This is a genomic window from Lentzea sp. NPDC037011, assembly GCF_055607425.1.
In genome coordinates, this window is sequence record NZ_JBVJRT010000008.1 from 96,443 (window position 1) to 119,065 (window position 22,623).

General features: G+C 70.9%; 19 protein-coding genes. 14 read left to right on the top strand and 5 right to left on the bottom strand.

The genetic code is table 11. The features are described 5' to 3' along the window. Window positions 1-8: 8 nt before the first annotated feature. On the top strand, window positions 9-788 hold the full coding sequence (locus ACZ7CH_RS25200; protein ID WP_470375040.1) for a hypothetical protein: 780 nt from the start codon (window positions 9-11) through the stop codon (window positions 786-788). Here ACZ7CH_RS25200 and ACZ7CH_RS25205 read toward each other — a convergent pair. Next, complete coding sequence (locus tag ACZ7CH_RS25205; protein ID WP_360395166.1) at window positions 785-2,335, bottom strand: bis-aminopropyl spermidine synthase family protein; 1,551 nt, start codon at window positions 2,333-2,335, stop codon at window positions 785-787. The genes ACZ7CH_RS25200 and ACZ7CH_RS25205 overlap by 4 nt on opposite strands. Window positions 2,336-2,468: 133 nt before the next feature. Here ACZ7CH_RS25205 and ACZ7CH_RS25210 point away from each other — a divergent pair, with 133 nt between their 5' ends. The 4 genes from ACZ7CH_RS25210 to ACZ7CH_RS25225 are packed head-to-tail and all read left to right on the top strand — an operon-like array spanning window position 2,469 to window position 5,753. Further along, window positions 2,469-3,551, top strand: a complete 1,083-nt coding sequence (locus tag ACZ7CH_RS25210) for an ABC transporter ATP-binding protein (RefSeq protein ID WP_360395169.1) — start codon at window positions 2,469-2,471, stop codon at window positions 3,549-3,551. Beyond that, the gene (locus ACZ7CH_RS25215) at window positions 3,548-4,186 is read left to right on the top strand and encodes an ABC transporter permease (protein ID WP_360395171.1); all 639 of its coding nucleotides are present in this window, start codon (window positions 3,548-3,550) and stop codon (window positions 4,184-4,186) included. The genes ACZ7CH_RS25210 and ACZ7CH_RS25215 overlap by 4 nt, the downstream gene beginning before the upstream one ends. Window positions 4,187-4,194: 8 nt before the next feature. Further along, on the top strand, window positions 4,195-4,857 hold the full coding sequence (locus tag ACZ7CH_RS25220) for an ABC transporter permease (RefSeq protein ID WP_360395174.1): 663 nt from the start codon (window positions 4,195-4,197) through the stop codon (window positions 4,855-4,857). After that, window positions 4,854-5,753 (top strand): ABC transporter substrate-binding protein, encoded by a 900-nt coding sequence (locus ACZ7CH_RS25225; protein ID WP_360395177.1) that lies wholly within the window; start codon window positions 4,854-4,856, stop codon window positions 5,751-5,753. Before ACZ7CH_RS25220 ends, ACZ7CH_RS25225 begins: the two co-directional genes overlap by 4 nt. A 67-nt stretch (window positions 5,754-5,820) precedes the next feature. On the opposite strand, the gene ACZ7CH_RS25230 is transcribed toward ACZ7CH_RS25225, so the two are convergent. Further along, a complete protein-coding gene (locus ACZ7CH_RS25230) occupies window positions 5,821-6,606 on the bottom strand; it encodes an IclR family transcriptional regulator (RefSeq protein ID WP_360395180.1) in 786 nt (261 codons plus the stop codon). 113 nt (window positions 6,607-6,719) lie between these two features. Between ACZ7CH_RS25230 and ACZ7CH_RS25235 the strand changes: the two genes are divergently transcribed. The 8 genes from ACZ7CH_RS25235 (at window position 6,720) to ACZ7CH_RS25270 (ending at window position 15,918) form a co-directional block, all read left to right on the top strand. Further along, complete coding sequence (locus tag ACZ7CH_RS25235) at window positions 6,720-7,247, top strand: SigE family RNA polymerase sigma factor (RefSeq protein ID WP_360395183.1); 528 nt, start codon at window positions 6,720-6,722, stop codon at window positions 7,245-7,247. Further along, window positions 7,244-8,152: a hypothetical protein gene (locus ACZ7CH_RS25240; protein WP_360395186.1), complete on the top strand. Its 909-nt coding sequence runs from the start codon at window positions 7,244-7,246 to the stop codon at window positions 8,150-8,152. Before ACZ7CH_RS25235 ends, ACZ7CH_RS25240 begins: the two co-directional genes overlap by 4 nt. 72 nt (window positions 8,153-8,224) lie before the next feature. Further along, the gene (hutH, locus tag ACZ7CH_RS25245; RefSeq protein ID WP_470375041.1) at window positions 8,225-9,730 is read left to right on the top strand and encodes a histidine ammonia-lyase; all 1,506 of its coding nucleotides are present in this window, start codon (window positions 8,225-8,227) and stop codon (window positions 9,728-9,730) included. Further along, window positions 9,727-11,388: a urocanate hydratase gene (gene hutU, locus ACZ7CH_RS25250; protein ID WP_360395191.1), complete on the top strand. Its 1,662-nt coding sequence runs from the start codon at window positions 9,727-9,729 to the stop codon at window positions 11,386-11,388. Before hutH ends, hutU begins: the two co-directional genes overlap by 4 nt. Then, window positions 11,388-12,557 carry an allantoate amidohydrolase gene (locus ACZ7CH_RS25255; protein WP_470375042.1) on the top strand — a complete coding sequence of 390 codons (1,170 nt, stop codon included), beginning with the start codon at window positions 11,388-11,390 and terminating at the stop codon, window positions 12,555-12,557. The genes hutU and ACZ7CH_RS25255 overlap by 1 nt, the downstream gene beginning before the upstream one ends. Beyond that, on the top strand, window positions 12,554-13,828 hold the full coding sequence (locus ACZ7CH_RS25260; RefSeq protein ID WP_470375043.1) for a formimidoylglutamate deiminase: 1,275 nt from the start codon (window positions 12,554-12,556) through the stop codon (window positions 13,826-13,828). Before ACZ7CH_RS25255 ends, ACZ7CH_RS25260 begins: the two co-directional genes overlap by 4 nt. Then, a complete protein-coding gene (gene hutI / locus ACZ7CH_RS25265; RefSeq protein WP_470375044.1) occupies window positions 13,825-14,958 on the top strand; it encodes an imidazolonepropionase in 1,134 nt (377 codons plus the stop codon). The genes ACZ7CH_RS25260 and hutI overlap by 4 nt, the downstream gene beginning before the upstream one ends. A 78-nt stretch (window positions 14,959-15,036) precedes the next feature. Beyond that, window positions 15,037-15,918, top strand: a complete 882-nt coding sequence (locus ACZ7CH_RS25270; RefSeq protein ID WP_360395203.1) for a hypothetical protein — start codon at window positions 15,037-15,039, stop codon at window positions 15,916-15,918. A gap of 123 nt (window positions 15,919-16,041) precedes the next feature. Here ACZ7CH_RS25270 and ACZ7CH_RS25275 read toward each other — a convergent pair whose 3' ends face one another. Beyond that, a complete protein-coding gene (locus tag ACZ7CH_RS25275; RefSeq protein WP_470375045.1) occupies window positions 16,042-17,217 on the bottom strand; it encodes a S8 family peptidase in 1,176 nt (391 codons plus the stop codon). Window positions 17,218-17,416: 199 nt separating this feature from the next. Here ACZ7CH_RS25275 and ACZ7CH_RS25280 point away from each other — a divergent pair, with 199 nt between their 5' ends. Continuing rightward, window positions 17,417-18,409, top strand: a complete 993-nt coding sequence (locus tag ACZ7CH_RS25280; protein WP_360395209.1) for an aldo/keto reductase — start codon at window positions 17,417-17,419, stop codon at window positions 18,407-18,409. Between the two features lie 91 nt (window positions 18,410-18,500). Here the strand turns inward: ACZ7CH_RS25280 and ACZ7CH_RS25285 are convergent, their stop codons facing one another. After that, window positions 18,501-18,680, bottom strand: a complete 180-nt coding sequence (locus tag ACZ7CH_RS25285; protein WP_030471325.1) for a DUF6104 family protein — start codon at window positions 18,678-18,680, stop codon at window positions 18,501-18,503. An 80-nt stretch (window positions 18,681-18,760) separates the two neighbouring features. Then, the gene (locus tag ACZ7CH_RS25290; RefSeq protein WP_470370184.1) at window positions 18,761-22,492 is read right to left on the bottom strand and encodes a multifunctional oxoglutarate decarboxylase/oxoglutarate dehydrogenase thiamine pyrophosphate-binding subunit/dihydrolipoyllysine-residue succinyltransferase subunit; all 3,732 of its coding nucleotides are present in this window, start codon (window positions 22,490-22,492) and stop codon (window positions 18,761-18,763) included. Window positions 22,493-22,623: the final 131 nt, after the last annotated feature.

Sequence of the window (22,623 nt, forward strand, 5' to 3'; positions counted from 1 at the left end):
GTTGCGCGATGATCTTCGCGCGTTGGCCTGATCTGCACGTCGCGGGAACGGCCGTGCTGCCCGAACTCGGCGACTCGACGCTGTGGCCGAGCCTGCTCGATCTGAGCGAGGCGCTGCCGGCGGACCACGTGATCATCGGCGGGGTGATGGTCTACCTGCACGGTGCAGTCCTGGGGCGTCAACCTGTCAGGGTCACCCGGGACGTGGACGTGCTCTTCGACGTGCAGTTGGTCCCGTCATGCCTGCGCGATGCCGTCGAGGTGTTGCAAGGCCTGGGATACCGGGTCGATCCGGCGAGCCCGGACGCCTCGACGCACAGGTACATCGGTGCGAACGACGAACGCGTCGACGTTCTCGCGCCGGCCGGGGTCCGGCCACCACCCGACCTGACCACGACGCCGCCGGGGCGGACGATCGAGGTGTACGGCGGCCTTGCCGCGCTGCGCAACCGTGTCGCCGTGCGTGCCGAGTACCGAGGGCGGACGGGCGCCGTTGTGCTTCCGGACCTGGCCCGAGCCCTCTGTCTCAAGGTCGTCGCCTACGCGGGCGAGGCGCACCGGTCGCCCGCTGCGGCCTTCGGCTCCCGGCATCTGGAGGACCTGGCGTTCCTCACCTCGCTGGTGGACGACGCCGACGTGCTGCTGGAGCAGTTGGGTCCGCCTCCGGCGAACGGCCGTTTCGCACAGGCCTCCGTGTTGGACGAACCGGAGCACCACGCATGGCGTGCCGTGGGCGACGACGCCGAGGACGCTCGGCTGACCTGGGACCTCCTGCGCCACGGTGACTAGCCCTCCGGCCGCTCCACGTACCGCGCGCTGGCCGACACCTCCGGCAGCAACGCCGCGATCCGGTGCTTCGGCAGGTCGATCAACCGCAGCTCCAGATCCTCCGAGTCCGCCGCGGCGTTGTCCACGACCTCGGCCGCCTGCCGCTTGGTCAGCAGGCCCTGCGAGGCCGTGATCAGCGCCTCGCGCCAGACGTTGCGCAGCTTGCCGTGCGCCTTCATCAGCACCTCGCGCACGACCCGGTCGCCGAGGGACAGCGAGCCGTGCAGAACCTGGTCGGCGACCACGATCGTGGTCTTGCCGTCCGGCTTGTTGCGCAGGAACTTGAGCGTGAAGCGGGTGCGCACGAGCGACTGCAGCTCCTGCTGGCCCGCCGCCGACGACACGGCCGGGTGGTTGTTCGGCACCAGGCAGGCCAGGCGGGCGGGGGAGGACGCCAGCAGCGTCCGCAGCAGCCACGGGCCGGGGTCCGCGGACAGGTCGACGGCCAGGGACGCCGCGCCCTTGCCGACCGGTTCGGCCCACCCGGCCGCGCGCGGCTTCGGGGGTGGGGAGGACTCGGGGCGGGGGGCCAGTTCGGACAGGGCGGCGAGGGCCTCGCGGGACGGGCCGGTGGACTCCACGGACTGCGCGCCGTGGGTGTAGATGCGGGTGCCGCCGGTCACCGCGCGGCGGCCCGTCGGGCGGCAGACGTACAGGTCGGCGGCCGAGCCGATGGCCTGGGCGCCGTCGAAGCGGTGGAACGCGGGCAGGATCGCCTCGAAGACGAGGCCGAGCTTCTGCAGTTCCTGCTGCACCTTCAGGCCCAGTGCCGGGGTGCGGTCAGAGAAGCCGTAGGCGAGCAGCACGCGGCCCGAAGCGATGTCGGACAAGGCCTCCACCGCGCGGCCGGCGAACAGGGCCATGCCCTCCGGCGTGTACGGCGGGTCGGAGAACACGAGGTCCGCCGACTCCAGCACGGACGCGGGCAGGCCGAAACGCATGTCGCAGTGCAAGGTTCTGATGGTGAGGCCGCGGTCGCGGGCGCGCGAGTCGATGAACTCCAGCAGGCGCTCGTCGAGGTCCACGACGGTGATGGACACCGCGGGGTTCACCGCGGCGACCGCCAGCGAGGTCAGGTCGTGGTCGCCCAGGCACAGCAGGTGCTTGCCCGCGAGGTCGTAGACCGAGTTCAGGTGCACGGCGCGGTGGAGTGCGGTCTCCGCGGTGGCCTGCACGTGGTCCAACGAGGACAACGGCGGTGGCACGTCGGCGATGTCGACGAGGATCTGGCGCAGCACGTCGGTGTGGTCGCGCACGCCGGCGACGGCGAACGCCTCGCGGTAGGCGGGGACCAGCTTCGGCGCGATGCGGTAACGATCACCTGAAGATTCGGCGTCGTCGCCGAGGGCTTTCAGCAGGTCCTGGACCGTGCGGCGGGGGACAGCGGGCAGGCGCACCAGCTCCGCCAGCGGGTGCCAGTCCTGGCTGAGCAGGGACAACACCTCGCGGAGCTTGCGCGCGTGCACGCCGCGGTCGGACAGCAGCGTGCGCACCTGGTCGATCGTCACAAGCGGTAAACCATACGGGCTGTCACATTCTGGAACGCTGTGCCGGGGTACGCCGAACGAGTTAAGGTCTCAGGGATCTGCATCCAGGGCGGTCCGAACCGGGGAGACCGTCACGACCGGAGGGATCCGAAGGGTGATCGAGTTCCGGGCCGTCACCAAGCGGTTCGAGGACGGGACCATCGCTGTCGATCAGCTCGACCTCGTGGTCGAGGCGGGCACCATCACGGTGTTCGTCGGTCCTTCCGGATGTGGCAAGACGACGTCGCTGCGCATGGTCAACCGCATGATCGACCCCACCTCGGGCACGATCCTGGTCGACGGCGAGGACGTGCTCGAGGTCGACCCGCCCACGTTGCGGCGCGGCATCGGCTACGTCATCCAGCAGGCCGGGCTGTTCCCGCACCGCACCGTCCTCGACAACGTCGCCACGGTGCCGCTGCTGTCCGGTTGGGACAGACGCAAGGCCCGCACGCGCGCCGCGGAGCTGCTGGAGATCGTCGGGCTGGACCCGAGCTTCGGCAAGCGGTACCCGGCGCAGCTCTCCGGCGGCCAGCAGCAGCGCGTCGGCGTCGCCCGCGCGCTCGCCGCCGACCCGCCGGTGCTGCTGATGGACGAGCCGTTCAGCGCCGTCGACCCGGTCGTGCGCGAGGACCTGCAGAACGAGCTGCTGCGGTTGCAGGCCGAGCTCGACAAGACCATCGTGTTCGTCACCCACGACATCGACGAGGCGCTCAAGCTCGGCGAACGGGTCGCCGTGTTCCAGACCGGCGGCCACCTGGCGCAGTACGCGCGGCCGGCCGAGCTGCTGAGCGCGCCCGCCAACGACTTCGTGGCGTCGTTCGTCGGCAGGGACCGCGGCTACCGCACCCTGACGTTCCTGCACGCGGACGTGCCCGTGCACCCCGTCGCCACCGCCAGGATCGGCGAACGCGTCACCGTCACCGACTGGACGCTCGCCGTCGACGAACAGAACAGGCCGAAGGGCTGGCTGTCCGGAGTGGACGGTGAGGTGCTGGTCAGCGAGGACCACCTCGTCTCCGGCGGGTCCCTCTACGACGGCGGCTCGTTGCGCGGCGCGCTCGACGCGGCGCTCAGCTCGCCGTCCGCGCTCGGCGTCACCGTCGACGGCTCCGGCGCGGTGATCGGCGTCGTGCGGGCCGACGACGTGATCAAGGCCCTCGCGAAGGCCCGCGCGGCGGGTGAGGTCCCCAAGTGAACTGGATTTTCGAGAACTGGGAGAAGTTCTGGGAAGTCACGGAGGTTCACGTCCGGCTCGCCCTCCTGCCGGTGGTGATCGGGTTCGTGCTCTCGATCCCGCTCGGGTGGTGGGCCAGCCGGTCGCAGCCGGCGCGCGCGGTGCTGTTCCCGCTCTCCAACATCCTGTTCACGATCCCGTCCATCGCGCTGATCGTGATCACGCCGGTGCTGCTCGGCGTGCAGATCCTCGACGAGATCAACGTCATCGTGCCGCTGGTGGTCTACACGGTGGCGCTGATGGTGCGCTCGGTCGCCGACGCGCTCGCCGCGGTGCCCGGCAACGTGGTGGCGGCGGCGAACGCGATGGGCTACCGGCCGTTGCGCCGGTTCCTCACCGTCGAGTTCCCGCTGGCGCTGCCGGTCACGGTGGCGGGCCTGCGGGTCGCGACGGTGTCGAACATCAGCATGGTCAGCGTCGGCGCGCTCGTCGGCCTCGGCGGGTACGGCCAGCTCTTCACCGAGGGCTACCAGAACGACCACACCGAGAAGGTCGTCGCGGGCCTCATCGGCACGGTGGTGCTGGCGGTGCTCGCGGACGGGGTGCTGCTGCTGGCCGGACGGCTGCTCACGCCGTGGGCACGGGTGGGGAGGTGAGCTGAGCGATGGGCTGGCTCTTCGACCCCGCGCACTGGAGCGGTGAGACCGGGATTCCGGTGCGGCTGCTGGAACACCTCGGGTTCACGTTCTTCACGCTGCTGATCGCGGCCGTGATCGCCGTGCCGCTCGGTGCGTTCGTCGGCCACACCGGCCGTGGCGGGTTCGTCGTCGTCGGGCTGTCGAACGCGCTGCGGGCGTTGCCGACGACGGCGGTGCTGATCCTCGTCGTGCTGTGGGCGGGGCTGGGCGACTTCCCCGTGTACGTCGCGCTGGTGCTGCTGGCGATCCCGCCGATCATGGCGGGCGCGTACGCGGGCATCCGCGCGGTGGACCCGGCGATCGTCGACGCCGCGCGCGGTGTCGGCATGCGCGAGTCGGGCGTGCTGCTGAAGGTGGAGATTCCGAACGCTCTTCCCCTGATCTACGGCGGTTTCCGGGGCGCCGCGCTCCAGGTCGTCGCCACGGCCACCATCGCCGCCTACACCGGCGCGGGTGGTCTGGGCAGGTTCGTCTTCGACGGCCTCGCCCTCCAGGAATTCGGTCAGATGCTCGCCGGCGCGGTGCTCGTCGCACTGCTCGCCGTCCTCGTCGACCTGGCGTTCGCCGGCCTGCAACGGCTGACGGTCTCGCCAGGGCTGCGTCCAGTGGGAACCGGAGGAAAGAAATGAAGCGCATCGCCACGGCTGTTGCTGCGGTCGTGCTCCTGTCGGCGTGCGGTGGTGACCCGTTGTCCGGCGGAGGTGGCAACAACCCGGCCCCGACGGACACGATCGTCGTGGGCTCCGGCAACTTCCCGGAGTCCCGCCTGCTCGCCGAGATCTACGCGGAAGCCCTGTCCGCCAAGGGCGTCAAGGTCTCCAAGAAGCTCAACATCGGCAACCGGGAGCTGTACTTCAAGGGCGTCCAGGACGGTTCCATCGACCTGATCCCCGAGTACACCGGCGTGTTGCTCAAGCACGTCAACAAGAACGCGACCGAGGTGGCCGCGGAAGAGGTCTACACGGCGCTGAAGAAGTCGCTGCCGCAGGGCCTGACCGTGCTGGACAAGTCCGCGGCCGAGGACAAGGACGCGGTCGTCGTCACCAAGCAGACCGCTGCCCAGTACAGCCTCAAGTCGATCGAGGACCTCGTCCCGTACTGCAAGGAGATGGTCTTCGGCGGCCCGCCGGAGTTCCAGACCCGTCCCGACGGCCTGCCCGGCCTGAAGGAGAAGTACAACTGCGAGTTCAAGTCCTTCAAGGCGCTCGACGTCGGCGGCCCGGTCACCGTCGCGGGCCTGAAGGACGGCACGGTGCAGGCCGCCGACCTCTTCACCACCGACACCGCCATCTCGGCCAACGAGTTCGTGGCGCTGGAGGACCCGAAGAGCGTGTTCGCGGCGCAGAACGTGCTGCCGCTGATCAACGAGAAGAAGGCGTCGGAGCAGGTCCGCGGGATTCTCAACGGCATCTCGAAGAAGCTCGACACGAAGACGCTGCTCGACCTGAACGCCAAGCTGGCGGCGCCGGACAAGCCGGAGCCGGACAAGGTCGCGAAGGACTGGCTGGCCTCGGTCGGTCTCTGACGCTCTGCCTCTCGGGCGTCTGCAAGTACTACCAACACGCTGTTGGTGGTACTTGCAGACGCCCTTGTCACGTGTGCGCCGCGTGACCGCCGATCCGCAGCGTCAGCTCCTCGGCGGCCTTGCGGACCTCCTTCGCCAGGTCCGGCCACGTCTGACCGCACGGCGTGTCGCACAGGTGGCGGAACGTCAGCGTGATCGCCGCGATCGGGCGCTCGCCGTGGTCGAACACCGGGGCCGCCACGGAGGCGAAGCCGGCTGTCACGAACCCGTCCTCGACGGCCCAGCCCTGCCGTCGTTCTACGGTCAGCAGCCGCCGCAGCGCCGGGAGGTTGTGCGGGCCGCGGCCGGTGCGGTCGACGAATGCCGCCACCGACGGGAACACCGCCCTGACCTGCGCCGGGGGCAGGTGGGCGAGCATCGCGCGGCCGGAGGCGGTCAGGTGGGCGGGCAGGCGGACGCCGACGTCGGAGACGATCGACTGGGGTTGCCGAGGCTGTTCGCGGACCAGGTACAGCGCCTCCGAGCCGTGCAGGACGCCCAGGTGGGCGACCTTCTCCATCCGGTCGGCGAGCTTGCGCAGCAACGGGCGCGCGAGCCGTTCCAGCGGGTCGTGGCGCAGGTAGGCGGAGCCGAGCTCGAACGACGCGACGCCCAGGCCGTACCGCTTCTCCTCGGGGAAGTGCGTCGCGAAACCGGCCTCGGTCAGCTCCGAGAGCAGGTGGTAGGTCGTTGACCTGGGCAGGTTGAGCTCACGCGCCACCGACGCCGCGGAGACCGGGCCCGGACGGCCGGCCAGCAGGCGCAGGACCGCGAGCCCTCGCCGCAACGCGGGAACATCACTGCTGCTGCCCACACCGGTGATTTTCCCACGTGATCCAGCCCACGCCGATCCGCCGTCAGTGCACACTCAACAGAACGGGCCGCGGGTGCGTTGGAGTGGTGTGACGGTTTTGAAGGGGGTCGGGATTGACACCGAGTTTCGATGACTTCGTGGCAGAACAGGTGACCCCGTTGCTGCGCTACGCCACCGTGCTCACGTGCGACCCACACCTGGCCCAGGACGTGGTCCAGGAAGTCCTGCTGCGCGCGCAGCAGAAGTGGGACCGCATCGGTTCAGTCGACCTCCCTCACGCCTACGTCAAGCGCATGGTGACCAACGAGTACCTCTCGTGGCGCAGACGCAGGGCCGCCAAGGACGTCGCCCTCTGCACGACCACCCTGGAGTCCGTCACACCGCCGGTCGGGGACACGACGCACCACTACGACGAGCGGGAAGCCATGTTGCAGCGGATCGCCAGGCTGCCCCGCAAACAGCGGGCGGCCGTGGTGCTCCGCTACTACGAGAACTACGAGGACTCGGAGATCGCACAGATGCTCGGTTGTGCCGAGGGAACCGTGCGCAGCCACATCTCACGTGCGCTGGCCACACTCCGGATGGACCACACGCCGCAGCCCGCTGGTGTCGGGTTGCGGCTCGGGGAGGGCCTGTCGTGAACGACACCGAACAGCTGATCAAGGAGGCGCTCGGCCAGCTCGCCGAACGCACCCCGCACCCCGGACCTACGTTGAACGCGCTGCGCCGCAAGCGCAAAAGGCAGCGCAACGTCTTCCTCATCGCCACCGCCGGAGTCGCCGCCGTCGCCGTCCTGATCTTCACGGGACTCGTCGCGAGCGAGCGGTACACCCCGCCGAACCCGAACGACGCCGCCGCGGCGCTCGCGCAGGACGCCGGCAAGGGCGTTCCGTTCAAGTACGCACCGCACTGGCTGCCGGCCGGGTTCGTCGAGAGCCTCCGCGCCACGAACGCGGGGCCCACCAGGGTGTGGGGTCCCGCGGGCGCCGCGCCCTACGGCAACCCGGGCCTCGTGCTCAGGGTGCACGGCGAGATGCCGGACGTCCGCGGGTGGGACCTGACCCGTGTTCGCGGCCTGGAGGCCAGGGTGCAGGTCAGGGGTGACGCCGCCACCGTCGTCTGGCAGGCGCAGGACGTCCTGGACGTGTCCGTGACCGGGGTGGGCGACGCGCGGGAGATCGCCCTGCGCGTGGCCGAGTCGGTGCGGGCCGACGCCAAGATCACGCACGCGCCGCCGTTCAAGCTCGACGGCAGGTACGCCGAGGTCGTGCGCGGCACCGCGCCGGACAGGTGGCACTCGTCGCTGGGCAGGAACTCGGTGTCCGTGCAGGTGGCGACGGACAAGCCGGAGCTGCCCGCGCCGAACGAACCGCTGACCGTGCGCGGCAAGCAGGGCGTGCGCAACGGCAACACCGTGGCGGTCCAGGACGGCGGCCTGTGGATCTCGGCGACGGCCGGCTCCTGGTCCGACGAGCTGGTCGAGCTGGTCAACGAGGTCGAGGTCGTCGAGCAGCCGGACACGGCCTGGATCGGCCGCGGCCTGTAGGCGTCTGGAGTCCCAGACACGATCGAGCGCTCCGGGGTCGCTGAGGCGGTCCCGGAGCGCTGTGATGTCTGCATGACACAACCGGTGGAGCTGGGTCCGAAGCCGCTGACCCTGGAGGACGTCCACGCCGTCGCCCGCGACGGTGCGCCGGTGGCGATCACCGAGGCGGCCCGCGAGGCGGTCAGCACGGCCCGCGGCCACATCGAGCAGCTCGCCACGGCCGAACGCCCCACCTACGGCGTCTCGACCGGGTTCGGCGCGCTCGCCGTCCGGCACATCCCGCCGGACCGCCGCGCCCAGCTGCAGCGTTCGCTGATCCGCTCGCACGCGGCCGGCTCCGGCCCCGAGGTGGAGCGCGAGGTCGTGCGGGCGCTGATGCTGCTGCGGCTGCGCACCCTCGCGACCGGCCACACCGGTGTCCGGCTGTCCACCGTCGACGCGATGGCCGGGATGCTGAACGCCGGCATCACGCCGGTGGTGCACGAGTTCGGCTCGCTGGGCTGCTCCGGCGACCTGGCGCCGCTGTCGGCCAGCGCGCTCGCGCTGATGGGCGAGGGCACGGTCCGCACCGCGGCCGGCGAGCTCGTCCCGGCCGCCGACGCGCTCAGGGCCGCGGGCATCGAGCCGGTGCAGCTGGCCGAGAAGGAAGGCCTCGCGCTCATCAACGGCACCGACGGCATGCTCGGCATGCTGTCGCTCGCGATCGCCGACCTGACCAGGCTGCTCGACGTCGCCGACCTCACCGCCGCGATGAGCGTCGAGGCCCTGCTCGGCACCGACCGCGTCTTCGAGCCGGAGCTGCACGCGCTGCGCCCGCACCCCGGTCAGAACCTCTCGGCGGCCAGGATGCTCGCGTTCCTGCGGGACTCCGAGATCGTCGCCTCGCACCGCGGCCCCGACTGCACCCGCGTGCAGGACGCGTACTCGCTGCGCTGCTCCCCGCAGGTGCACGGCGCCGCCCGCGACACCGTGGCGTACGCGGCGACGGTGGCCGACCGCGAGCTGTCGTCGGTCGTCGACAACCCGGTGGTGCTGGCCGACGGCCGGGTCGAGTCCAACGGCAACTTCCACGGCGCGCCCGTCGCGTACGTGCTGGACTTCCTCGCCATCCCGGTCGCGGACGTGGCCTCGATCGCCGAGCGCCGCACCGACCGCATGCTCGACGTCTCCCGCTCGCACGGCCTGCCGCCGTTCCTCGCAGACGACCCCGGTGTCGACTCGGGCCACATGATCGCCCAGTACACCCAGGCGGCGATCGTGTCCGAGCTCAAGCGCCTGGCCGTGCCCGCCTCCGTCGACTCCATCCCGTCGTCGGCGATGCAGGAGGACCACGTGTCGATGGGCTGGTCCGCCGCGCGCAAGCTGCGCAAGGCCGTGGACGGGCTCACGACCGTGCTGGCCGTCGAACTGCTCACCGCCGCGCGGGCCCTCGACCTGCGCGCGCCCCTCAAGCCCGCCCCCGCGACCGCCGCCGCCGTGGCGAAGCTGCGCGAGACCGTCCAGGGCCCCGGCCCCGACCGCCACCTCGCGCCCGAGATCGCCGCCGCCGAGGCCCTGATTCGAAGTGGAGCTCTGTGATGACCACCGTTCGCGCCGACCGCGGCACCGAACTGACCGCGAAGAGCTGGCCGACCGAGGCCGCACTGCGGATGTTCCACAACAACCTCGACCCCGACGTCGCCGAGCGCCCCGAGGACCTCGTGGTCTACGGCGGCACCGGCAAGGCGGCGCGCGACTGGCCGTCGTTCGAGGCGATCTCGCGTGAGCTGAGGAACCTGGAGGCCGACGAGACGCTGCTCGTGCAGTCCGGCCGCCCGGTCGGCGTCATGCGCACGCACGAGTGGGCGCCGCGGGTGCTCATCGCGAACTCGAACCTCGTGCCGGACTGGGCGAACTGGCCCGAGTTCCGCCGCCTGGAGGCCGAGGGCCTCACGATGTACGGGCAGATGACCGCCGGGTCGTGGATCTACATCGGCACCCAGGGCATCCTGCAGGGCACGTTCGAGACGTTCGCCGCCGTCGCCACCAAGCGCTTCAACGGCACGCTCAAGGGCACGCTGACCGTCACCGCGGGCCTCGGCGGCATGGGTGGCGCGCAGCCGCTCGCCGTGACGATGAACGAGGGCGTCGCGCTGTGCGTCGAGGTCGACCCGCACCGCGCCCAGCGCCGCCTGGAGACCCGCTACCTCGACGAGATCGCGGACGACCTGGACTCGGCGATCGAACGGGTGCTGGCCGCGAAGGCCGCCGGTGAGGCCGTGTCCGTCGGCGTCGTGGGCAACGCGGCGGAGGTCCTGCCCGAGCTGCTGCGCCGCGAGGTCCCCGTCGACATCGTCACGGACCAGACCTCGGCGCACGACCCGCTGGCGTACCTGCCGGTCGGCGTCCCGCTCGACGAGTGGCAGGACTACGCGGCGGCGAAGCCGGACGAGTTCACCGACCGCGCGCGCAAGTCGATGGCCGACCACGTCGAGGCCATGGTCGGGTTCCTCGACCGCGGCGCCGAGGTGTTCGACTACGGCAACTCGATCCGCGGTGAGGCGCAGCTCGGCGGCTACGACCGGGCGTTCGCGTTCCCCGGCTTCGTGCCCGCCTACATCCGGCCGCTGTTCTGCGAGGGCAAGGGCCCGTTCCGCTGGGCCGCGCTGTCCGGCGACCCGGCCGACATCGCGAAGACCGACAGGGCGATCCTGGAGCTGTTCCCGGAGAACGAGCAGCTGCACCGCTGGATCAAGATGGCCGGTGAGCGGGTCGAGTTCCAGGGCCTGCCCGCCCGCATCTGCTGGCTCGGCTACGGCGAACGGCACCTGGCGGGCCTCAAGTTCAACGAGATGGTCGCCTCCGGTGAGCTGTCCGCGCCGATCGTCATCGGCCGCGACCACCTCGACTGCGGCTCGGTCGCCTCGCCGTACCGCGAGACCGAGGCGATGGCCGACGGCTCCGACGCGATCGCCGACTGGCCGCTGCTGAACGCCCTGGTCAACACGGCCTCGGGTGCGACGTGGGTGTCGCTGCACCACGGTGGTGGCGTGGGCATCGGGCGGTCCATCCACGCCGGCCAGGTCACCGTCGCCGACGGCACCGAGCTGGCCGCGCAGAAGATCGAGCGCGTGCTGACCAACGACCCCGGCATGGGCGTCATCCGGCACGTGGACGCCGGGTACGACGAGGCGAAGACCGTGGCCGCGGACAAGGGCGTCCGCATCCCGATGATGCACAGTCCGGTGGAGGGTTGATGCTCGACCAGATCGCGGACGTCGGCAGGGACTCGAAGCGCGGCGGCTACTCGCGGCACGGGTACGACAAGCCCGAGCTGGAGCTGCGGCACTGGTTCGTGGAGCAGGCGGTCCGGCGCGGTCTCGGCGTGGAGACCGACCGGAACGGCAACCTGTGGGCGTGGTGGGGCGAGCCCGGCGACGACGCGCTCGTCACCGGCAGCCACCTCGACTCCGTGCCCGGTGGCGGCGCGTTCGACGGCCCGCTCGGCGTCACGTCGGCGCTGGAGGCCGTTGACCTGTTGCAGGCCAAGGGCTTCCAGCCCGCACGACCGTTCGCGATCGCGGTCTTCGCCGAGGAGGAGGGCGGCCGGTTCGGCGTCGCCTGCCTCGGCAGCAGGCTCCTGACCGGGGCCATCCCGCCCGGGAAGGCGCTGGCGCTCAAGGACCCGGACGGCGTCACGCTGGCCGAGGCCATGAAGGCGGCCGGCCACGACCCGGACCTGGTCGGGCGCGACGAACGGGCGTTGCGGCGCATCGGCCGGTTCGTCGAGCTGCACGTCGAACAGGGTCGCGGCCTCACCGTGCCGGTGGGCGTGGCCAGCAGCATCCTCGCGCACGGCCGGTGGCGCTTCACGTTCTCCGGCGAGGGCAACCACGCCGGGGCGACGTTGATCGAGGACCGCCGCGACCCGATGCTCCCCGCGTCCCGGCTCGTCCTCGCCGCCAGGAAGGCGGCCAGGGGTGGCGGCCGTGCCACCGTGGGAAGGCTCGTCCCCAACCCCGGTGGCACCAACGTCATCGCGTCCACCGTGGACGTCTGGCTCGACGCGCGGGACAGCGACGACGCACGCACCCGCGCGATGGTCGCGGAGATCTCCGAGGCAGCCCGCCAGGCGGCCGAGGAGGAGGGCTGCGAGCTGCGGATCACCGAGGAGTCGTACGGCGACACGGTGCACTTCGACAGCGCGCTGCGGGACGACATCGCGGGTGCGCTCGGCGGCGTTCCGGCGTTGCCGACGGGGGCGGGCCACGACGCCGGCATCCTCGCCGCCCACGTGCCGACGGCGATGCTGTTCGTGCGCAACCCGACCGGCGTGAGCCACGCGCCGGAGGAGTTCGCCGAGCAGGCCGACGTCGACGAGGGCGTGCGCGCCCTCGCCGCCACGATCGAACACCTCGGGTCATGAACTTCTGGTGCGAGCGGGCCTGGTTGCCCGACGGCCTCGCGGACCGGGTGCTGATCAGGGTCGAGGACGGGAAGATCGCGAGTGTGTCCACCGTGGACACGATCCCGCTGGGCGTGCGCCGGTTGTACGGCGTCGTCGTGCCGGGCTTCGCGAACGCCCACTCGCACGCGTTCCACCGCGCGCTCCGCGGCCGTACGCACGACGGCGGCGGCACGTTCTGGACGTGGCGCGAGGGCATGTACGCCCTCGCGTCCAAGCTGACGCCGCAGTCCTACTACCGCCTGGCCCGCGCGGTCTACGCGGAGATGGCGCTCGCCGGGGTCTCGGCCGTCGGCGAGTTCCACTACGTGCACGACCGCTCGAACGAGTTCGGGTACGCGCTGCGGGAGGCCGCGGCGGACGCGGGCATCCGGCTCACCCTGCTCGACACCTGCTACCTCGCCGGCGGCATCGACCAGCCGGTCAACGAGGTGCAGCAGCGGTTCTCCGACGGCACCGCCGAGGCGTGGGCGAACCGCGTCGCGGAGCTGAAGGCCGACGACGTGATGCTGGTCGGTGCCGCGATCCACTCCGTGCGGGCCGTCCCGCGCGCGGAACTCTCCGTGGTGGCACAGGCGTTCCCGGACGCGCCGCTGCACGTGCACCTCTCCGAGCAGCCCGCGGAGAACGAGGCCTGCCTCGCCGCCTACGGCCTGACGCCGACCGCGTTGCTGGCCGAGGCGGGGGCGCTGGGCCCGCGCACCACCGCCGTGCACGCCACCCATCTCACGGCAGAGGACATCGCCACCCTGGGCGGCACCGGCACCGGCGCGTGCTTCTGCCCGACCACCGAGGCCGACCTGGCGGACGGCATCGGACCGGCCCGCGAGCTCGCCGACGCGGGCAGCCCGCTGTCGCTGGGCAGCGACCAGCACGCCGTCGTCGACCCGCTGCTCGAAACGCGGGCGCTGGAGCACGGCGAACGCCTCCGCACCGGGCAGCGCGGCCGGTTCTCGCCGGTCGAGCTGCGCGCCGCCGCCACCCGGCACTCGGCGCTCGGCCGCGACGGCGGGCGGATCGAACCGGGCGCGCCCTGCGACCTGGTGGCGATCAGCTGCTCGACCCCGCGCACCGCCGGGTCGTTGCCGGAGCAGGTGTTCCTGTCCGCGACGGCGTCCGACGTGGACACCGTGGTGGTCGGCGGCCGGGTGGTGGCCTCCGGTGGCGTGCACGAGACCCTGGGAGACGTCGGCCGGCTGCTGGCGTCCGCGATCGAGGAGCTGTGGGCATGAGCGTGTTGATCACCGGCATCGGTGAGCTCACCACGAACACCGACGACACCGGGGACGCGCTGGTCGTCGACGGCGACCGGATCGCGTGGGTCGGGTCCGCCGCGCACGCCCCCGCCGCCGACGTGAAGGTCGACGTCGAGGGCCGGGCGGTGCTGCCCGGCTGGGTCGACTCGCACACCCACCTGGTCTTCGCGGGCGACCGCACCGCCGAGTTCGGCGCGCGCATGGCCGGCCAGCCCTACACCGCGGGCGGCATCGCGGTCACCGTCGGCGCGACCCGCGGGGCGTCGGACCAGGAGCTGTCCGAGGGGGTGCGCCGGCACGTCGCCGAGGCGTTGCGGCAGGGCACCACGTTCCTGGAGACCAAGACCGGCTACGGCCTGAACGTCCGCGACGAGGTGCGGTCGGCCCGCATCGCCGCCGAGCACGTCGAGGAGGTCACGTTCCTCGGCGCCCACCTCGTCCCGCCCGGCGAGGACGCCGACACCTACGTCGACCTGGTGCGCGGCGAGATGCTCGACGCCGTGGCGCCGCTGGTGCGCTGGGCCGACGTGTTCTGCGAGAAGGGCGCGTTCGACCACGACCAGTCCAGGGCGGTGCTGCTCGCGGCACGGGAGAAGGGCCTCGGCCTGCGCGTGCACGGCAACCAGCTCGGCGAGGGCCCCGGCGTCCGGCTGGCCGTCGAGCTCGGCGCCGCCTCCGTCGACCACTGCACCTACCTCTCGGCCGCCGACGTCGACGCACTGGCGTCGTCGGACACGGTCGCCACGCTGCTGCCGGCCTGCGACCTGTCCACCCGCCAGCCGCTGCCCCCGGCACGAGCCCTGCTCGACGCGGGCGCGACCGTGGCGTTGGCCAGCAACTGCAACCCCGGCTCGTCCTACACCTCGTCGATGGCGTTCTGCGTGACGACCGCGGTGCTGCAGATGTTCCTGAGCGTCGAGGAGGCCGTCCGCGCCGCCACGCTCGGCGGTGCGCTGGCCCTGCGCCGCGACGACGTCGGCGTGATCCGCGCCGGTGCCCGCGCCGACCTGCACGTGCTGGACGCGCCGTCGATCACCCACCTCGCCTACCGGCCCGGCGTGCCGCTCACGCACGCCGTCTGGAAGAACGGCGAACAGGTGATCTGACACCGAACGAGGTAGCGATCTTGTAACCCTCCGGGTGGGCCTACTGGCGCAGGGCCCGGCGGCCGTATGGTTCCACCCGTGGCGGATTTCGCGGACGCGCTGACCAGGGCCGTCGACGACAGCGGGCTCAGCCTCGAACGGATCCAGCACCACCTGGCCGCCCGCGGCATGCAGGTGAGCGTGTCGACGCTCAGCTACTGGCGCCGCGGCCGCAGCCGCCCGGAACGCCCCGAGTCGCTGAAGGTCGTCACGGCGCTGGAGGAGCTCCTCGGGCTTGCGGAGGGCCACCTCACCGACCGCCTCGGCGACAAGCGCCCCCGCGGCCGCTGGGTCGGGCAGGCGATGTCGCTGGAGGACATGTGGGACTCGCGGGCCACCGACCTCGGTGAGGTCATGGCGCGGATCGACCGCCTGCAACCCACCGCGTCGACCTACCTGACCGTGCGCGACCGGCAGGTGATCGGGCCGGACCGGCGTGAGGTCGAGATGCACTGCACCGGTGTCGTGCAGGCACTGGAGGACGGGGTCGACCGGTTCCTCGCGATCCAGCTGGCCGACGCCACCGACCTCGGTGTCGCGACGGTCGAGGCGGGTCCGCCGTGCCGGCTCGGGCGCGTGCGCAGCGACGACACCACCGGGTTCCTCGTCGCGGAGATCCTGTTCGACCGGATGCTGCGGGCGGGGGAGACCGCCCTGGTCGACTACACGGCCAAGATGCGGCCCGGCGCGGAGAGCGAGGTCTGCGACCGGCGGTTCCTGCGGCCGGTGGGCGACTACGTGCTGCAGATCGACTTCCACCCCGACGCCGTGCCCGCGCGGTGCTTCGAGTTCACCCGGCCCTCGCTGCACGAACCGGAGACCGCGGTGTCGGACCTGTGGATCGGGACCACCGCGTCCACCCACATCCACGTGCGCAACGCGAAGCCGGGCATCTACGGAGTGCGGTGGGAGTGGGACTAGTACCCACTCCCACCGCGAGGCGCCCCCGGTGGATCGACGCTCACGGCCGAGCCGCATTCGGCCGGAGCATCAAGGGCGCAGGATGGCCGTCGCCGGTGCAGGGAGTGACGACGACGGCATGTCTCACACCTTCAGCAGCAGGTTCGGCGAACCGGTCCTGGTGTCGGTGAGCTTGTTCGGCGTCGCCGCGCCGACCAGTGCGTTGCGCACCTGGGCGGGCGTCGCCGACGGGTTGGCGCTCAGGTACAGCGCCGCGGCACCCGCCACGTGCGGGGAGGCCATCGACGTGCCGCCCATCGAGCGCGTGCCGGTGTCGCTGCTGTGCGACGCGGACACGATCTCGCTGCCCGGCGCCCAGATGTCCAGGCACCGGCCGTAGTTCGACGAGCCCGCCGACCAGATCGACCGCCGGTCGTTGCGGTCCGACGCACCCACGGTGATCGCCTCGGGGGTGCGGGCGGGGGTGAAGCTGCACGCGTCCTGGCCGCTGTTGCCGCCGGCGAGCACGTAGGTGGTGCCGGAGCTGATCGAGCGCCGCACCGCGTTCTCCAACGAGCTGTTCGTGCCGCTGCCACCGAGGCTCATGTTCACCACGGCCGGCTTCTTCGCGTTCTGCGTGACCCAGTCGATCGCGCGGATGATGCCGTCCCACGGGCCGCTGCCCGCGCAGTCGAGCACCCGCACGCCGACGAGCTTCACCTGCTTGGCAACGCCGTAGGACTTACCGCCGACGGTGCCCGCGACATGTGTTCCGTGGCCGTTGCAGTCCTGCGCCACTGAATCGTTGTCGATGAAGTCGTAACCGTCCGAGGCGCGGTTCTCGAAATCGACGTGCGTTTTGCGGATGCCGGTGTCGAGAATGTACGCCGTCACGTTCCCGGCGGTGTTCGGGTAGGTGTAGGAGCGGTTCAGCGGCAGGCTCGCCTGGTCGATCCGGTCGAGTCCCCAGGTCGGGTTGGCCTGGGTGCCCTGGATCGTCGCGAACGTGTTGCGCTCGACGAAGTCGACGGCGGGGTCGGCCGCCAGCCTGCGGGCCTGCTGCTCGGACAGACCGGCCACGGAGAAGCCGTTCAGCGCGGTCGTGAAGGTGTGCCGGACCGTGCCGCGGTAGCGGGAGGCCAGCGTCGCGGCAGGGGTGTGCGCGCCGTCCTTCAGCACCACGATGTAGCTGCCCTCGACGGCCTTCTCGCCGGCACCGGGCAGCACGGCCTGCTCAGCGACCGCGGTGGGCGCCCAGATCGCCGTGGAAGCGATGCCGAGTGCCGCCGCAACCGCCACACGACCTCGTTGTCGTGCCATTGGTTCCTCCTGGCAGGGAATGAACTTGGGGAACGTGACGAACTTAACCGCACCAACGGGTGAAATGGGAGGTTCGAAAATTCAGCCGGCAATACTGTCAAAACTGTGGCCGAGCTGTGGCGGCTGTGAAAGGCCGCAGCGGGCGCACCTGGAGCAGCTCCACGTGGCCAAGCACTGCCGGGAGGGGCAGGGTTGAGCCATGGACTACACGAACCTCGGCCGCAGCGGCCTCTCTGTCTCCCGCCTGTGCCTCGGCACCATGAACTTCGGCCCCGAGACGACCGAGGCCGACAGCCACGCGATCATGGACCGCGCCCACGAGCACGGCTTGAACTTCTTCGACACCGCCAACGTCTACGGCTGGAAGATGGGCGAGGGCGTCACCGAGCAGATCATCGGCCGGTGGTTCGCGCAGGGCGGTGGCCGGCGCGAGAAGACCGTCATCGCCACCAAGCTCTACGGCAGCATGGGCGAGTGGCCGAACGAGACGAAGCTGTCGGCGTTGAACATCCGCCGCGCCGCCGACGCCTCGTTGAAGCGCCTGCAGACCGACTACATCGACCTGTACCAGATGCACCACGTCGACCGGGACACGCCGTGGGACGAGATCTGGGAGGCCTTCTCGGTCCTGCGCCAGCAGGGCAAGGTCATCTACTTCGGCTCGTCGAACTTCGCCGGCTGGCACCTCGCCCAGGCGCAGGAAGCCGCGCGCACCCGCGGGTTCCTCGGCCTGGTGTCCGAGCAGTCGATCTACAACCTGATGACCCGCTGGATCGAGCTGGAGGTGCTGCCGGCCGCGCGCCACTACGGCCTCGGCGTCATCCCGTGGTCACCGCTGCACGGCGGCCTGCTCGGCGGCGTGCTGCGCAAGCAGCGCGAGGGCGGCGCCTCCCGCAGCGCCTCCGGCCGTTCCTCGGACGCGCTGGAGAAGCACCGCGACGCCATCGACGCCTACGAGAAGCTCTGCGCGGAGATCGGTGAGGACCCGGCGAACGTCGGTCTCGCGTGGCTGCTGCACCAGGAGGGCGTGACCGCGCCGATCATCGGCCCGCGCACCGGCGAGCAGCTCGACAGCTCACTGCGAGCGGCGGAGCTGAAGCTCGACGCGGACGTTCTCTCGAAGCTCGACGAACTCTTCCCGGCCCCCGCTCCCAACGGCTCCAAGCCGGCCCCAGAGGCCTACGCCTGGTAGCCACCCCCTGCTTGCTGAACGCACGCGGGGACCTTTCGTACTCTCTGAGGGTACGAAAGGTCCCCGCGTGCGTTCGCGGGAAGCGCGGGGACTAGTCCTCGAAGTCGTCGTCGTCGCGCGCCAGGAACGTGGCGAAGCGCTCGATCGGCGTCTCGAAGTCGGGGTTGGCGTCGACGAACTCCCGCAGCTTGTCGGCGAGCCACGCGAACGTGACCTCCTCCTCGCCGCGCCGCTTCTCGAGCTCCTCGATGCCGCGATCGGTGTGGTACATGGCCTGAACTCCTGTGAGGGCTGGAAAAACGAGCCGCCGGACCCAGTCGGATCCGGCGGCTCGTTCGGGCGTACCCGGGTTTACTCGAACGCGCGGTTGATGATCTCGCGCTGCTCGACCTCGTGCACCTTGCTCGAACCGGCCGACGGCGCGGCCATCGGGCGGCGCGACACCCGCTTCACACCGGACAGGTGCGCGGGCAGCAGCTCCGGCAGGGCGAGACCGTAGAACGGCCACGCACCCTGGTTCGCCGGCTCCTCCTGCACCCAGCGGATGTCCTTCGCGTTCGGGTAGCTCTCCAGGGTCTCGGTCAGCTTGCGGGCCGGAACCGGGTAGAGCTGCTCGACGCGCACGATCGCCACGTCGCTCGCCGCGCGCTTCTCCCGCTCCGAGTGGAGCTCGTAGGAGATCTTGCCGCTGCACAGCAGGACCTTCGTGACCGCGTTGCGGTCCTTGACGGTCGGGTCGTCCATCACCGACTGGAAGCGGTCGTTGATGAACTCGTCCGTGCCGCTGACGGCCGCCTTGAGGCGCAGCATCGACTTCGGCGTGAAGACGATCAGCGGCCGGTCGACGCCGTCGAGGGCGTGGCGGCGCAGCAGGTGGAAGTAGTTCGCCGGCGTCGAGGGCACCGCGACGGTCATGGAGCCCTCGGCGCACAGCTGCAGCCAGCGCTCGATGCGGCCCGACGTGTGGTCGGGGCCCTGGCCCTCGTGGCCGTGCGGCAGCAGGATCACGACGTCGGAACGCTGACCCCACTTGGCCTCACCGGACGAGATGAACTCGTCGATGATCGGCTGCGCGCCGTTGACGAAGTCGCCGAACTGCGCCTCCCACAGCACCAGCGCCTGCGGGTTCGCCACCGAGTAGCCGTACTCGAAGCCGACCGCCGCGAACTCCGACAGCACCGAGTCGTAGACCATGAACTTGCCCTGGTCCGGCGACAGGTTCTGCAGCGGCGTGTACTCCTCGCCGGTCTTGCGGTCGATCAGGGTCGCGTGGCGCTGCACGAACGTGCCGCGGCGCGAGTCCTGGCCCGCCAGGCGGACCTTGCGGCCCTCCAGCGCGAGCGAGCCGAACGCGAGCAGCTCCGCGAACGCCCAGTCGATGCCGCCCTCGCGCGCCATCTTGGCGCGGCGGTCGAGCACCGGCTTGACGCGGGCGTGCGGCGTGAAGCCCTCCGGGAGGTTCACGTGCGCGTCGGCGATGTGCTCCAGCACCTCACGGGTGATGCCCGTGGGCAGCTTCGCCGGGACCTGCTGCTCGGACTCGACCGACGGGCTCGCGACGATCGGGTGCTTCTCGAGCTCGCGGACCTCGTTGAAGACGTGCTCCAGCTGGCTGGAGAAGTCCTGCAGCGCCTTCTCGGCCTCCTCGACCGTGATGTCGCCGCGGCCGATCAGGGACTCGGTGTAGGTCTTGCGCACCGAGCGCTTCTGGTCGATCACGTCGTACATCGCCGGCTGGGTCATCGAGGGGTCGTCGCCCTCGTTGTGACCGCGGCGGCGGTAGCAGACCATGTCGATCACGACGTCCTTGCGGAACCGCTGGCGGTAGTCGACAGCGAGCTTCGCGACCCAGTAGCAGGCCTCGGGGTCGTCACCGTTCACGTGGAAGATCGGCGAGCCGATCATCTTCGCGACGTCGGTCGAGTACTTCGACGACCGCGAGTGCTCCGGCGCGGTGGTGAAGCCGACCTGGTTGTTCACGACGATGTGGACCGTGCCACCGGTGCGGTAACCGCGCACCAGGGCCAGGTTCAGCGTCTCGGCCACGACGCCCTGACCGGCGAACGCCGCGTCACCGTGCATGGCGACCGGCAGCACCGGGAAGGTGTCGCCGCCGATGCCGATGAGGTCCTGCTTGGCGCGCACGATGCCCTCGAGCACCGGGTCGACCGCCTCCAGGTGCGACGGGTTCGCCGTCAGCGACACCTTGGTCTCGCCGTCGCCGAACATCCGGAAGTACTTGCCCTCGGCACCGAGGTGGTACTTCACGTCGCCGGAGCCGTGCGCCTGACCGGGGTCGAGGTTGCCCTCGAACTCGCGGAAGATCTGCGAGATCGGCTTGCCGACGATGTTCGCGAGGACGTTCAGGCGGCCGCGGTGCGGCATCGCGATGACGACCTCGTCGAGCTCGTGCTCGGCTGCCTTGTCCAGCACCGCGTCGAGCAGCGGGATGACGGTCTCGCCGCCCTCCAGCGAGAAGCGCTTCTGCCCGACGTACTTGGTCTGCAGGAACGTCTCGAACGCCTCAGCCGCGTTGAGCTTGCTGAGGATGTACTTCTGCACGGTGGCCGGGGGCTTCTCGTGCGGGACCTCGACGCGCTCCTGGATCCACTGCCGCTCCTCCGGCTCCAGGATGTGCATGTACTCGACGCCGACCGTGCGGCAGTACGAGTTGCGCAGCACACCGAGGATGTCGCGGAGCTTCATCCGCTCCTGACCGGCGAACCCGCCGACCGGGAACTCCCGGTCGAGGTCCCACAGCGTCAGGCCGTGGCTCAGGACGTCGAGGTCCTGGTGGCTGCGCTGGCGGTAGTTCAACGGGTCCGTGTCGGCCATCAGGTGGCCGCGGGTGCGGAACGCGTCGATCAGCTCGATCACGCGGGCGGTCTTGTCGACGGCGCCCTCGGGGATGTCGGCGACCCAGCGGATGGGCTCGTACGGCAGCCGCAGCGACGCGAAGATGTCGTCGTAGAAGCCGTCCTCGCCGAGCAGCAGCTGGTGGATCCGCTTGAGGAACTCACCGGACTCCGCACCCTGGATGATGCGGTGGTCGTAGGTGCTGGTCAGCGTGATGATCTTGCTGACGCCCATGTCGGTGAGCGCCTGCTCGCTGGTGCCCTGGAAGTGCGCGGGGTACTCCATCGCGCCGACGCCGACGATCGTGCCCTGACCCGCGGTCAGCCGCGGCACCGAGTGGTTCGTGCCGATCGTGCCGGGGTTGGTCAGCGAGATCGTGGTGCCGGAGAAGTCCTCCGACGTGAGCGACCCACCGCGGGCCTTGCGGATCAGGTCCTCGTAGGCCTGCCAGAACTGCGTGAACGTCATGTTCTCGCAGCCCTTGACCGAGGCGACGACCAGCGTGCGCTGCCCGTCCTTGCCGGGCAGGTCGATCGCCAGGCCGAAGTTCACGTGCTCCGGCGTGACGACGAACGGCTTGCCGTCCACCTCGGCGTAGTGGCGGTTCATGTTCGGGAACGCCTGCAGCGCCCGCACGACCGCGTAGCCGATGACGTGGGTGAAGGAGACCTTCCCGCCACGCGTCCGCTTCAGGTGGTTGTTGATGACGATGCGGTTGTCGGCCAGCAGCTTGGCGGGCACGGCACGCACGCTGGTCGCGGTCGGAACGGTGAGCGACAGCTCCATGTTCTTCGCGATGGCGGCGGCGGCACCGCGCAGCTGCTTCTGCTCGGGCTGCGCGCTCGGCGTGACCGGGGCGGCCTTCGCGGCCTGCTGCGGCGCCGGCTTGGCAGCCGCGGGCTTGGCGGCGGCGGCGGGCTTCGCGGCGGCGGGCTTGGCGGCCGCCGGCTTCGCGGCCGCGGGCTGCGGCGCGGCCTTGACCTCGGCCTTGGGGGCGGCCTGGGCTTTGCCGGTGTCAGCGGCAGGTGGCGTCACGGTCGTGGTGGTCGTCGTGCCACCCGCGCTCGCCGAGGCGGCGTTCCCGTTCCCGCCCGATCGCTTGTAGTCGGCAAAGAAGTCATGCCATGCCGGGTCTACGGATGACGGGTCCGCGAGGAACTGCTCGTACATCTCCTCGACGAGCCACTCGTTCGGCCCGAACTGTGACGCAGGACTGCTGCTGGACACGGCTGGCGCTCGCCTCTATCCATCTCGCTCTTGGTGGTGACTCATGCGGTAGTCAGGTTAGTCCCCTCAGCGTGGCCCTTCACACGCTGGAGGCACCTGGCAAGGAGTGCTCTGTCACAGGATCGATCAGG

Coding starts and splice junctions, on each gene's coding strand:
- ACZ7CH_RS25200 (WP_470375040.1), top strand. CDS start 9: ATGATCTTCGCGCGTTGGCCTGATCTGCACGTCGCGGGAACGGCCGTG.
- ACZ7CH_RS25220 (WP_360395174.1), top strand. CDS start 4,195: ATGGGCTGGCTCTTCGACCCCGCGCACTGGAGCGGTGAGACCGGGATT.
- ACZ7CH_RS25225 (WP_360395177.1), top strand. CDS start 4,854: ATGAAGCGCATCGCCACGGCTGTTGCTGCGGTCGTGCTCCTGTCGGCG.
- hutH (WP_470375041.1), top strand. CDS start 8,225: ATGACACAACCGGTGGAGCTGGGTCCGAAGCCGCTGACCCTGGAGGAC.
- ACZ7CH_RS25255 (WP_470375042.1), top strand. CDS start 11,388: ATGCTCGACCAGATCGCGGACGTCGGCAGGGACTCGAAGCGCGGCGGC.
- ACZ7CH_RS25260 (WP_470375043.1), top strand. CDS start 12,554: ATGAACTTCTGGTGCGAGCGGGCCTGGTTGCCCGACGGCCTCGCGGAC.
- hutI (WP_470375044.1), top strand. CDS start 13,825: ATGAGCGTGTTGATCACCGGCATCGGTGAGCTCACCACGAACACCGAC.
- ACZ7CH_RS25275 (WP_470375045.1), bottom strand. CDS start 17,217: ATGGCACGACAACGAGGTCGTGTGGCGGTTGCGGCGGCACTCGGCATC.
- ACZ7CH_RS25280 (WP_360395209.1), top strand. CDS start 17,417: ATGGACTACACGAACCTCGGCCGCAGCGGCCTCTCTGTCTCCCGCCTG.
- ACZ7CH_RS25285 (WP_030471325.1), bottom strand. CDS start 18,680: ATGTACCACACCGATCGCGGCATCGAGGAGCTCGAGAAGCGGCGCGGC.